General features: G+C 43.8%; 12 protein-coding genes. 7 read left to right on the top strand and 5 right to left on the bottom strand.

The window, feature by feature from the left end; translation table 11 throughout:
- Nucleotides 1-72 precede the first annotated feature (72 nt).
- Nucleotides 73-849, top strand: coding sequence for a hypothetical protein (locus D0C36_RS14245; RefSeq protein WP_117392286.1), 777 nt, complete (start codon nt 73-75; stop codon nt 847-849).
- Nucleotides 850-1,100: 251 nt separating this feature from the next.
- On the opposite strand, the gene hpt is transcribed toward D0C36_RS14245, so the two are convergent.
- Nucleotides 1,101-1,640, bottom strand: coding sequence for a hypoxanthine phosphoribosyltransferase (gene hpt / locus D0C36_RS14240; RefSeq protein ID WP_117392285.1), 540 nt, complete (start codon nt 1,638-1,640; stop codon nt 1,101-1,103).
- 60 nt (nt 1,641-1,700) lie between these two features.
- On the opposite strand from hpt, the gene D0C36_RS14235 reads away from it, so the two are divergent.
- Together D0C36_RS14235 and def are read left to right on the top strand one after the other, a co-directional pair.
- On the top strand, nt 1,701-2,930 hold the full coding sequence (locus D0C36_RS14235; RefSeq protein WP_117392284.1) for a M16 family metallopeptidase: 1,230 nt from the start codon (nt 1,701-1,703) through the stop codon (nt 2,928-2,930).
- Between the two features lie 22 nt (nt 2,931-2,952).
- Nucleotides 2,953-3,525: a peptide deformylase gene (gene def, locus D0C36_RS14230; protein WP_117392283.1), complete on the top strand. Its 573-nt coding sequence runs from the start codon at nt 2,953-2,955 to the stop codon at nt 3,523-3,525.
- Nucleotides 3,526-3,667: 142 nt separating this feature from the next.
- Here def and D0C36_RS14225 read toward each other — a convergent pair whose 3' ends face one another.
- From D0C36_RS14225 to D0C36_RS14215, 3 genes are all read right to left on the bottom strand, one after another.
- On the bottom strand, nt 3,668-4,288 hold the full coding sequence (locus tag D0C36_RS14225; protein ID WP_117392282.1) for a hypothetical protein: 621 nt from the start codon (nt 4,286-4,288) through the stop codon (nt 3,668-3,670).
- Nucleotides 4,289-4,397: 109 nt separating this feature from the next.
- Nucleotides 4,398-4,676, bottom strand: coding sequence for a NifU family protein (locus tag D0C36_RS14220; protein WP_117392281.1), 279 nt, complete (start codon nt 4,674-4,676; stop codon nt 4,398-4,400).
- A gap of 29 nt (nt 4,677-4,705) precedes the next feature.
- The gene (locus tag D0C36_RS14215; RefSeq protein ID WP_117392280.1) at nt 4,706-5,794 is read right to left on the bottom strand and encodes an Mrp/NBP35 family ATP-binding protein; all 1,089 of its coding nucleotides are present in this window, start codon (nt 5,792-5,794) and stop codon (nt 4,706-4,708) included.
- Nucleotides 5,795-5,903: 109 nt separating this feature from the next.
- Here D0C36_RS14215 and D0C36_RS14210 point away from each other — a divergent pair, with 109 nt between their 5' ends.
- From D0C36_RS14210 to D0C36_RS14195, 4 genes are all read left to right on the top strand, one after another.
- Nucleotides 5,904-8,189 (top strand): transglycosylase domain-containing protein, encoded by a 2,286-nt coding sequence (locus D0C36_RS14210; protein WP_233524486.1) that lies wholly within the window; start codon nt 5,904-5,906, stop codon nt 8,187-8,189.
- Nucleotides 8,189-8,578: a hypothetical protein gene (locus tag D0C36_RS14205; RefSeq protein WP_117392279.1), complete on the top strand. Its 390-nt coding sequence runs from the start codon at nt 8,189-8,191 to the stop codon at nt 8,576-8,578. Before D0C36_RS14210 ends, D0C36_RS14205 begins: the two co-directional genes overlap by 1 nt.
- 104 nt (nt 8,579-8,682) lie before the next feature.
- Complete coding sequence (locus D0C36_RS14200; RefSeq protein ID WP_117392278.1) at nt 8,683-9,312, top strand: NAD(P)H-dependent oxidoreductase; 630 nt, start codon at nt 8,683-8,685, stop codon at nt 9,310-9,312.
- A 129-nt stretch (nt 9,313-9,441) separates the two neighbouring features.
- Entirely contained in the window at nt 9,442-9,807 is a 366-nt protein-coding gene (locus D0C36_RS14195) for a response regulator (protein WP_117392277.1), read from the top strand.
- 90 nt (nt 9,808-9,897) lie between these two features.
- On the opposite strand, the gene ligD is transcribed toward D0C36_RS14195, so the two are convergent.
- The gene (ligD, locus tag D0C36_RS14190; RefSeq protein WP_117392276.1) at nt 9,898-12,648 is read right to left on the bottom strand and encodes a DNA ligase D; all 2,751 of its coding nucleotides are present in this window, start codon (nt 12,646-12,648) and stop codon (nt 9,898-9,900) included.
- Nucleotides 12,649-12,683 lie beyond the last annotated feature (35 nt).

Raw genomic sequence — 12,683 nt, 5'->3', positions numbered from 1 at the left:
AAAGTTGTTTTTTGTAACTTTATTTTCCTAATTTTTTCACAAAAAAATATTATTAACCAAAACTTAAACCAAATGAAAAAATTTAACAAAGTTACGGCCTTAGGTTTCAAAAGTGTCATTGCACTATTAATCAGTTGTTCAGCTCTTAGCATTTACATTAGCTCATGTAGTAAAGACCAATCAAAAACTACTGTAAAAACCACTACGGAGCAAAACAAAACGGTTGAAATGAACAGCGCATTTCAAAACCATGTAAAAACTGAAACAGAACTGGCCCCAAATGACCAGGTGTTGACAAGTTTGTACAGCTCGGACACTTGGAAAACAGTGCCTCAGGGTATTTTGAGTAGCATCAAAAAAGCCCCGGTTTTACAGACCTATGATAACGTTAAGTTTAAAGCAATCCTTTTTGACATTAAAAATGGCGATAATAAATATCAGTACAACTCGCTTGTAGTATATGTTGTGAATGATAAATTTTTACCCGTTATCATTAAAAGCGAATCTGTTGAAAACGGGTTTAAACAAGTCTCGATATCTGATTTGAGAAACGATACCTACCTCGACTTCCGGGTTAACGCAAATAATAAATTAGGCATGTTTGATTTCAAACGCGATATCCCTTTTGAAAAAGTAACAGGCGTTTCGAGGCAACAAGCCATTAATTCACTAAAAACAAATGTTGCAGCAACACCAACTTGTATGCAAAGCACCTCATCGTTTGGCTCTTGCATGAATTGTCTTTTCAAAGAATGTACTTCTGATTGGGCATGCGCTGCAGGTTGCGCAGTAGAAGGCCCCGCTTGTGTTGCTTTATTTGCCGCATCTTGCGGGATTGCGCAGATATAATTAAACAGCTATGAAAGCTTTAAAATTCAAAATATACTCGTCGCTAATATTCGGCGCCCTATTTATTTTAACCGGTATATGGCTATTTATAAATCATTATGACAGGTCGTCGGCCCGTTTCTTAATAATAATTGGACTAAGCTCAATTGCTATCGCCGTTTATTTGCTATTAATGTTTAACAAACAACATCAGAAGCGATAAGTACTTACAAACAAGTGGCATGTTTTTATGCCGCTTGTTTGTTATGAAGTTACCCCACTTTTTGATAAATCCCTCTCAGGTTTCTTCCCAACTCGCGGTAATCTAACCCATAACCCACCACAAATTTGTTAGGGATCTGGAAGGCTACATAGCGCAGTTCTTCAACACTGTGCTCAATAGAATCGGGTTTTAGCAGCAGGCTGCAAACCGTGATTGATCGCGGCTCGCGTACCTGCAGTTTTTCTATCAGGAATTTGATGGTATTGCCGGTATCTATAATATCTTCTATCAGGATAATATCTCGGTCTTTGATGTCTATCGTCAGATCAAAATCGTCACGGATCTGGCGGGTACTTGAGGTACCGCCAAAGTATGAAGCCAGTTTTACAAATGTAACCTCGCAAGGCACCACAATTTCGCGCACAAGGTCGGCAATGAATAAGAAACTGCCATTCAGTATGCCCACAAAAACAGGCTGGCGGTCTTCAAAGTCATTATTTATATCCTGGGCTACTTCGGCTATGCGTTGTTGGATGGCCTCATGCGAAAACAGGGGCTCAAACTCAAGGTCGGCTATTTGTAATTTCATTTTGTAAACATACTAATTGCGAAACAATTTGCGTGTTTATACGCTATCTTTGAACCTTTTATGACAGACCATCAGATACATACCTTATCAAACGGGATCCGCATACTCTTTAAACATTCACCATCGCCTATAACGCACTGCTGTTTTGTTTTTAACGCAGGCTCGCGCGATGAATTGCCCGGCAAAGAGGGTTTGGCACATTTTATTGAACACATGCTGTTCAAAGAGACCGAACGCCGCAACACCACCCAGATTCTTAACCGGCTGGAGCTGGTGGGTGCCGACCTGAATGCCTATACCACAAAAGAGTATACCTGCATCCATGCATCGCTACTCAATCAACACCTGGAGCGCGCTGTCGATCTGTTTGAAGACATCCTGTTCCATTCTACTTTCCCCGAAGACGAAATGGAAAAGGAACGCGGTGTAATCCTTGATGAGATAGCATCCTACCAGGACCAGCCCGAAGAAGCTATTCAAGATGATTTTGAGGAGTATCTCTTTAAAGACCATCCGATAGGCAACAACATACTGGGCACCACCGAAAGCGTTAATGCCATTTCACAGCAGGATATTCACCAGTTTACCCAAACTACACATAACACCCACCAAATGGTATTTGCCGTTTATGGCGATTACAAATTTGAGAAACTGGTAAAAATGTGCGAGAAGTACTTTGGACACGTTGCAGAGAACAAGGTAGAGAAAAGCCGCATAGCACCACAACCTGTTGCAAGCGGCATTTATGCAGTTGAGAAACCTATTGCGCAAACGCATTGCATTATCGGCGGCAGGGCTTATCCATCGGCACACCCAAACAAATATGGTTTGCTGCTGCTGAATAACGTTTTGGGCGGCATGGGCATGAGCAACCGTTTAAACCTCGAGATCCGCGAGAAACATGGTATTGCCTATACTATAGAATCAAACTACACTTCGCTTACCGATACGGGTATTTTCTCCATTTACTTTGGTACCGATGCTGAGAAGACCGACAAAGCAACCAAGCTGGTTCATAAAGAACTGAAAAAGCTTCGCGATAATAAACTGGGCGATGTGCTTTTAAAGCAGGCAAAAGACAAGTTCATTGGCCAGATAGCTTTGGCAGAAGAAAGCCGCATGAGCCTTATTATCTCCATGGCCAAAAGCCTTATGGACTTTAACCATATCGATTCGCTTGAAGACATTTTTGCAAAAATAAACGCCGTTACTGCCTCTCAATTGTTAGAGATAAGTAATGAAATATTTGACCAAAACCGTTTGATAACCTTACTATTTGAGCCTAAATAAATAAACACCTACCTTTGCAATTATGAAATATCCCATTGTAGCCTATGGCGACCCTGTTTTAAGGAGAAAAGCAACAGCTATAGAGTCTGACGAATACCCGCATATAAAAGAGTTAGTAGAGAACATGTACGAAACCATGTACGGTGCCCGTGGCGTGGGTTTAGCCGCCCCGCAGGTAGGCATGAGCATGCGCTTATTTGTGGTTGATGCTTCTCCGTTTGATGATGAGGAACCGGAACTGAAGGATTTCAAAAAAGCATTTATCAATGCTACCATTTTAGAAGAAAGCGGCGAAGAGTGGCCATTTAACGAGGGCTGTTTAAGTATCCCTGATATCCGTGAGGACGTTAGCCGCAAATCAACCATCCTGATGTCGTACTATGACGAGGACTGGAAACACCACGAAGAAACCTTTACCGGCATGGCAGCCCGCATCATCCAGCACGAGTATGACCATATTGAGGGCAAATTATTTACCGATAAGCTAAGCCCGCTGCGCAAACGTCTTATAGAGAAAAAACTGAACGATATTTCAAAAGGTGCTGTAGATGTAGACTACCGCATGAAATTCCCTGCTGCGAAGAAAGGACGATAGGAAAAGAGTCAAGACAGCAGGAGTCAGGAATCAAGATAGCCCGACAGCTGACGACTTAAAAAGAAAAGCCGCTTATCGATCGATAAGCGGCTTTTTATATTTGTCTTGGTTCTTGACTCTTATATCTTGACTCTATTCTAAATCACTTCCCCCCACCATCGGTGATGGACTTGATCAAACTGCCCCAGGCAAGCGGGTTAAGCAGCGGGTTGGTAATGGAGTGCGAGTTAACAATATTAGTGTGCATTTGCTGCGCATTGGCTGCTTGTATCTCCTGGCCGTCGCGGGCAAGGGTGTTGGTCATAGCTACAATAGATGCACGGCTGATATTTTTGCGGGCTATTTCCAGGTCATCGTCGGCAATTTTGGCGTTCACAAAATCTTTCCTGAACTCATCAGTAGTAGCCCAGGGGAATACACGTACCATTGGCAGGTTAGTGATCTGTGGTTTCAGCATCACTTTAGCGGTGTAGCTTTTGCTGGCAATGTTTTGTGGCAACATCATCGTTATAGGCGCATAACCAATTGCGGTAAATTGCAGCGAGTCCTGCTCATGTGCTACAAATGAGAAATAACCATTGTAATTGGTTATCACAACAGTTTTATTGCTGCTAAGATTGGTTACCGTTACGTAAGGCACCACCATCTTAACACTATCGGCATTATATACCACCCCACTGAACTGTACCAGCGGTTTTTCTTTTTCCTGCCCAAGGGCCGATAAAGAAACCAGTAAAAACAATATACCAATTAGTCTTTTCATCTTAAAAACATACACCAATTACGTGCCGCTTTTAATTATATTATGTTAGGGGCGCACAAAAATACACCAAAGCCTGTTGGCTAAGGGTGTATTTAACAAATACTTAACACTATCTCAAATTTTCGGGAAGCACGGCATTGGGGTCATCAATGTCGGTTAGGTTTATTGCTTCAATAGCAGTTATCTCGGGCACAGCCTTTTTTATAGCCTGCTCAATACCGGCCTTAAGCGTCATGATGCTCATAGGGCAAGAGCCGCATGAACCCAATAGCTTAACTTTCACCACTTTTTCAGGGGTTATCTCTTCAATAGACACGTTACCGCCATCAGCCTCTAAATAAGGGCGAATAGTATCTAACGCTGCTTCCACCTGATCAATTAAACTCATCTTTTTTATTAAATTATTAAGTAAAGATATTAATTATTTACCGCATTCAAAACTTGCGCTTTTTCTGCATTACGGATCGAAACCTGCTGTGCCACACGTTGTGCCATTTCGATAAACGATGCGGTCATCGGGCTGTTATCATCCAGCACAATTGGTTTGCCGGCATCGCCAGAGTCGCTAATTCCTTTTATTAACGGAATTTCTCCCAGGAATGGTACGTTTAGCTGCGTTGCCAGTTTCTGGCCGCCGCCCTGTCCAAATATATAATATTTATTTTCAGGCAATTCGGCAGGCGTAAAGTAAGCCATGTTCTCCACAATACCCATAATTGGCACATTGATAGCTTCCATCATAAACATGCCTATACCCTTCTTAGCATCAGCAAGCGCCACATTCTGTGGTGTAGTTACCACAACAGCGCCTGTTATCGGGAAGCTTTGGGTAACCGTAATATGGATATCGCCTGTTCCCGGTGGAAGGTCTATCACTAAATAATCCAATTCGCCCCAATCGGCATCGTTAAACAATTGTTTAACCGCGGTTGATACCATTGGCCCACGCCATGGTACCGGCTGGTTAGGATCAGTAAAGAAACCTATCGACAGTAATTTAATACCGTATTTCTCAATCGGCTCAATTTTGGTTTTGCCGTTCTCCTGCGTAGCCATCGGGCGGGCGCCTTCCAGGCCAAACATGATAGGGATGGATGGGCCGTAGATATCCGCGTCAATCAAACCAACCTTTGCGCCTGTTTTAGCTAAAGCCAAAGCCAGGTTTACTGATACGGTTGATTTACCCACGCCACCTTTACCTGATGCTACCGCGATGATATTTTTTACCCCTGGCACACCGGTATTACGCTGCGTGGTAACTTGTGATGTCATCTTTACCGTTACTTCAACATCTTTGCTGATGAAATGGCCAATGGCATTGCGGCAGGCATTTTCTATCAGATCTTTAAGCGGGCAGGCCGGTGTGGTTAACACAACAGAAAAGGCCAGCTTGTTGCCGTCAATATGTATATCCTGTATCATATTAAGGGTTACCAGGTCTTTCTTCAGATCGGGCTCCTCAACATGGCTAAGGGCTTGTAAAACTTGTTCTTTAGTAATATTCATATTTTAATTAAGGGCAAAAATACGAAAACAGGTAGCAGCATGCGTTTGTTAAGAAAAACAAATTGCGAGCCGTATCCGTTTGCAGCACATTATATTTAGTTTAGTTTTGATGCAAAAATCATCTATGCCCCGTATCCACATCAACCCCAAATATATTCGTATTGCGCTTATATCTGTTGCTGCGTTAGTAGTAATAGTATTGATAGGTGGGTACATTGCATACGCAAAGCGCGAGGTTTTGCTTCAAAAAGCTATCAGCAAAGCTACGGCAAAAGCAAAGCGCGATTATAATTTAGATGTAAAAATAGGTTCGGCACGCTTTACCGGCATGGCCACAGTGGCTTTCAGCGATATAAGCGTAGTGCCCGAGCAGCGCGACAGCCTGTTTTCGGTTAAACGTTTTGATGTAAGTGTTAAAATAATGCCGCTCATATTCGGCAATATAAAACTTGGCGATGTGGTGCTGCAAAATGCCCACCTTAATCTCACCAGTATAAAGGGAGTAAAGAACTTCGATTTCCTGTTCAAGAAAAAGAAAGATACTACTGATACCGGGCACAAGGTAGACCTGTCTGATGTTTCAAACAGGCTGATCAATGAAGTACTTTATAAAATACCTGATAACCTATCGCTGCAAAACTTTTTGACGAGCTTTAAGGATGATAGCACCACAGTAAGCCTGTTAACCAGTGCCGCATCTATTAAAGATGGCAAGCTTAAATCAACCATCAATGTAAACAGCGGCGAATCTATCTGGCACCTTGATGGTAAAATGGTACCAAGCGATAAAAATATCGATGTCCATTTGTATGCCGAAGGCAAAAAGGTTGAGTTACCTCTTATTGAAAAGAAGTTTAAACTGAAGCTGAACTTTGATACCATCAGCACTAAACTGAGCGACGTAAGCCACAGTAGCGGCGAAACCAAGATAAATGGTTCATGGTCAATCCGTAACCTGTTGCTTAACCATAAAGGGCTATCTACGCAGGATATTGTAGTGCCAAATGGCTCTATTGATGCCAATGTGGTTGTGGGTACTAACTTTATCTCGTTAGATAGTTCGTCTGTTATCCATCTTAGGAAACTTACCGCCAACCCATATTTGAAATACACGCTTAATCCTGTAAAAATTTACGAAGCCAAAATTAAAACAGGCTGGCAAAACGCACAGGATGTTTTCGACTCCTTCCCTACCGGGATGTTTGAATCACTGGATGGTATACAGGTGGCAGGTAAGTTGAACTATAATCTTGATGTATTTCTCGATTCATCGCACCTGGATGATATGGTGTTCAATTCAAGCCTGCAAAAAAGCAACGATTTCAGGATAGTCAAATATGGCAAGGTTGACCTGGGTAAACTGAACAATACTTTTGTTTATACGCCTTACGAAAAAGGCAAGGCCATGCCGCCACATACCATCGGGCCGGGCAATCCGGGATTTACACCGTTAGATCAGATATCGCCCAACCTACGCAACGCGGTAATGACGGCAGAGGATCCGTCGTTCTACACCAATCGTGGTTTTGTGGATGAATCGATACGTAAATCATTCATTACCAACATCAAGGAGAAGAAATTTAAAAGGGGCGGCAGTACCATCTCCATGCAGCTCATAAAAAACGCGTTCTTAACGCGCAACAAAACTTTGTCGCGTAAAATTGAGGAGATCTTGATCGTATGGTTGATAGAGAACAACCGCATCATGAGCAAAAACCGCATGCTTGAGGTTTATTTTAACATCATAGAGTGGGGCCGCGGAATTTACGGTATCAGCGAGGCGTCGCACTATTATTTCGGCAAAGCCCCATCTGAGCTTACGGTTGGTGAGAGTATTTACCTGGCCAGCATTGTACCTAACCCTAAGGCCGGCCTTTATGCCTTTGAGCCTGATGGCACCCTGCGCCAGCGCCTGCACGGTTACTTTAACCTGATAGGCCGCCTTATGGTAAAACGCGGTTGGACATCGCCGGATAGCAATGCTTATGGTTTCTACAACGTACGCCTTCGCGAAGGTCTGCGCAGGCAAATTGCGCCAATTGATACCGCAACTGCCGATAGCCTGATAAGGCAAACCGCCAATGATGATGATGCAGCGCCTAATGATGCTGTAGCACCGGTTTATGAAGAACCAAAGAAACCTAACTTCTTCCAGCGCCTGTTCGGTAAAAAAGATACCGCGCAGGCCAATATGGAAAAGAAGATAGATGAGACTAACGACGCTATTAAAGCCCGCCTTAAGGCCGAAATAGAAAAAGTTAAACTGGATTATGAAAACCGGATAACTAATATTGATACTGCCGGCAAAACCAAGAAAGAAATAAAAGCGGAAAAAAATCGCCTTAAAGACGAGAGTAAAGCAAAGGTACGCGAACTTAAAGACCGTATGCCCTAATGCAGCAATCGTTCAATATCGATTTGCCTCTGGGTTTCAATACCCCTGAACATCCGGATGATATATTGTGCTTTATCGAAGCACTTTTTAATCCCGATAGCAGGGCGTATCCTGCGCTGGAGTCTGCTTTGCAATATGAGAACAAGCCAAAGTTTGGACCATCAGCAATTAGCCACGTACAATTTGTTGTGGAGCGATTTGATGTTGCCTCACTAAAAGGCAGGCTACGCATTAGCTATGATATGCAACTAACTTTTGGCTGCGAAGATTTTACCAAGGACCATCGCAACCAGCATTCCTATTATAATTTCAATATAGATATATCTGCCAATCACATTCGTTTCTCAACCGATATTATCGAAGAACGCTCAACAGCCGACGAATTTTAGTCAACCAAGTTTACTTTTTCCTGATACTATCCTTACCGTGGCATGACCATAATATATGTTGCAACACCCATCTTTGCATCGCACAACACTAAAATAATTGAACCATGACATTAGTAGATAAATTGAACTGGCGCTACGCCACCAAAAAATTCGACAGCACTAAAAAAATAGCCGCCGATAAATTAAGGTACATTTTGGATGCCGTAAAACTGGCACCATCATCAATAGGCCTTCAGCATTACCGCGTATTGGTAATAGAGGATGCAGGCATCCGCGCAAAATTACGCGAAGCTGCTTATGGTCAGCCCCAAGTAACAGATGCTTCTCAACTGATCGTATTCGCTGCTGAAACCGGGCTCAATGAAACTTTCGGTAAGAAATACATTGATAACGTTGCTGCCGTACGCGGCGTTGAGCGCGAAACATTGGCTGGTTTTGAGAACATGGTGCTTGGTGCCATCAATGGCCGCACACCAGAGCAATTAACCATTTGGGCACAAAAACAAGCTTACATTGCTTTAGGCCACCTGATCGCCGCAGCATCAGAACAGGATATTGACAGTGCTCCTATGGAAGGTTTCGATCCGGCCAGGTTTGATGAGATCCTGGGATTGAAAGAAAAAGGCCTTACCACTACCGTAATTGCAGCTATTGGCTACCGCGCTGATGATGATGCTTACGCTAAATTGGCAAAAGTTCGTCGCCCTAACGAGGAGTTTTTCATCCACGTCTAATTCAATACACATCATATATTTAAGAGGGGAAGCTACGGCTGCCCCTTTTTTATTTCATATTTATTTCATCTAAAGTATAGTATTCGGCACAGGCTTTGCAATATCACTGAAAGAGAGGAAGATACAGCGATGGCTAAGAAAATATTAATAGTAGATGATAACGAGCTCATAGTAGAAGTAATGAGCTATATATTGATAAATTGTGGTTACGATGTATTCTCGTTATACAACGGCGACCACGTAATTGAAGAGGTAAAACATAACCACCCCGACCTGCTGATAATGGATGCACGCATGCCGGGTATGGATGGCCGCGATATATGCCAGATTTTAAAAATGGATAAGGAAACAAAAAAGTTGCCGGTAATTATCTGTTCATCAGAAGATGACCTGGAAGAATCGCTTAAGCAGCGCGGCGCACCTGATGATATATTGCATAAGCCTTTTGATATGAGTTCGTTGATCAAAAAAGTAAAAATGCAGCTGGCGGCATAGTACAATGGCGGTGAGGACACCGCTATTAAGAATAAAACCGCCTTCAGGATTTAACTTACCCCCCGCACGTTGCGGTGTCCCCACCGCAAATTATTCAAAAATACTCTTCGCTTTCCTTATCGTTTTCTCCAGATCTATCCCTTTCGCTAACACGCCTCTGAACAGGTCGCCTTCGCGTTTTAAACGGGTAATGGCATTGTTAATGGTAAAATCTTTCATGGTCAAACCCTTCTTCACTTCTTCCCAATGCAGGGGCATGGATACCGTTGCGCCGGGCTTTGGCCTAAGCGAGTAAGGGCCGGCAATAGTTGCACCGGGGCGGTTCTGCAAAAAATCGAGGTACATTTTCCCGCCACGTTTTTTAACCATCCTCTCCAACGTGGTATAATCCGGAATTTGTTCGTTAACAATACCCACAATTAAACGAGCAAACAATTGCGACTGGTCGTAATTGTACTTGGCCCCCAATGGGATATAGATATGTATACCTGTTGAGCCGGATGTTTTGCAGCAGGCGGGCACATCCAAAGCGTCCAGCACTTTCTTCACTTCTTGTGCAGAACTGATCACCTGCTCAAAGGTTGTTTTCTTATCCGGGTCTAAGTCTATCACACAAAAATCGGGGTTATCCGGCGATTGGATTCGGCTGAACCAGGGGTTTATTTCAATACACCCTAATGATGCCATCCAAAGCAACGTGGCCTCATCATGGCCTACCAGGTATTCTTTATGCTCGCCTTCTCCGTTGGTGTAGGGGAACGTACGCACCCAGTCCGGTGCTTTACCTTTTACATCTTTCTGGTAAAAGCTGGGGCCGTGTATTCCGTTAGGGAAGCGGTTAAGCGATTGCGGGCGATCTTTCAGATATGGCAGGATATACTCAGCAACCTGGTAATAGTAGTTGAACATATCGCGCTTGGTGATGCCGTCCTCAGGCCAATAAACCTTGCTGAGGTGGGTAAATTTCAGGTCGTGCCCGCAGATCTTTTTTACCTGCGTTTCCTCGTTTGGGTTAAGCAATGATCGCTTTACAGCTTCCTTCGGTGCTTTTACCAGCTTGTGTTTTTCGGGTTTTTCTGCTTTCTTTTCTACCGGTTTTTCGTCTTCCACTATCTCATTGGTATCTGTCTCTGTTTCCCGCACCACATCTTTGGCCTTCTTATCCACCCTCATCCCTTCAAACGATGGGTGTCGGAACACGCCGTCGCTGGTTACTTCAGCAAAGCTAACTTCGCAAACCAGTTGGGGTTTTAACCAGGTAGCTTTCGCCTTCGGCGGATTAGGGCGGAAACGGGATGGTTTGTTCACATCCGGCTCGGTATCAAATGGTGTTTTGTTGATGATAAGTGGCTTAAACATCGCTATCATTTCTTTCTGCAGTTTATCAGAAAAGCCGGTGCCTACTTTACCTACATAGTGAAAATTGCCATCTTCATAAACGCCCAACAGCAGCGAGCTGAATTGCTTTGCTGTGCCTTCGTTTTTGGTAAACCCGCCTATCACCACTTCCTGGCGTTTGTTTATTTTGATCTTCAGCCAGTCTTTTGAGCGATTATCAGCAACATAGGCACTGTTCATCCGCTTGGCCATTATCCCCTCCAGGCCTATCTTTTGGGCAGCTTCAAAAAACTCGGTGCCGTTGGCTTTAAATGTTTGGCTAACGCGAATACGGTCGTCATCTGTAGGGATAATTTCTCTGAGCACGGCCTGCCTTTCGTTCAGCGGCATATCCATCAGGTTTTTACCATCGTACCAAAGCAGATCGAACACATAGTAAACCAATTCGCCATCGGCCTCGCTGCGCCAGTTTTGCAAGGCCCCAAAGTTTGATACACCTTTGTCGTTCAGCACCAGTATCTCGCCATCAATAACCGCGTTGATCTTCCAATCCTGCAGCAATTTGGTGAGCGGGTAATATTTATCGTTAAAGCTTTTGTTATTGCGCGAGAAGATCTCTATCTCGCCTTTGTTAATGAAAGATAACGCGCGGTAGCCGTCCCATTTCACTTCATATTCCCAGTCGGGGTCATCAAAAGGCTCATTCACCAGTGTAGCCAGCATAGGTTTTATACCGGTTGGGATCTTGCCTTTAGGTGCTTTTTTTAAGATGGCTTTTACATCGGGCTTTTTTTTGGGTTGGTCTTCAGCCAGTTCGCTTATGGCATCATCAGCCTTTTGGGGGCTGCTCTTTTTTTTTGAGGCTGATGTGGTTTTAGCTTCTTTCTTCAGCTTGTGCTCGCCGCCATCGGTCCAGACTTTTTCACTGGTCTTTTCCATTTGGGCGATGGTTTTGCCCGAGAGGATAGACTTATCCTGTTTAGTGATATCTTTTTTGGAAGCAAACTCATCCTTATGTTTAATAAGCAGCCATCCGTTCTCGCCCATGCCGTGAGTTTTCACGAGAGCGAACTCCCCTTCCAATTTCTCGCCGTGGAGCTTTATTTTCACAGAGCCTTCTTTGAGTTGTTTCAGCAGGTGCTTTTCCTGGGCTTTTTTACCTTTTATTTCTTCGATGGGTTCATAAGTCCCCTCGTCCCAAACAATCACAGTGCCGCCGCCATATTCGCCTTGTGGGATAATACCTTCAAAGTTGCGGTAGTCGAACGGGTGGTCTTCAACCATCATGGCAAGGCGCTTGTTCTGCGGGTCGGTTGAGGGGCCTTTAGGCACCGCCCAACTTTTGAGCACGCCATCCATCTCCAGCCTGAAATCGTAATGCAGGCGCGTAGCGTCGTGCTTTTGCACCACAAACATCAGTTTGTTCTTATCCTTACTGCGACCGGCCTTTGGCTCGTTGGTCTTGGTGAAATCGCGCTTTTCCTTATACTTCTGCAAACCCATAATGCTCTGTGATTTATAAAAACAACAGCGCGTTT

The sequence above is a fragment of the Mucilaginibacter conchicola genome, from assembly GCF_003432115.1.
GTDB classification, from domain to species: Bacteria; Bacteroidota; Bacteroidia; order Sphingobacteriales; family Sphingobacteriaceae; genus Mucilaginibacter; species Mucilaginibacter conchicola.
Note: the sequence above shows the minus strand (reverse complement) of the source record. Positions and strands in the feature narration are given on the sequence as shown.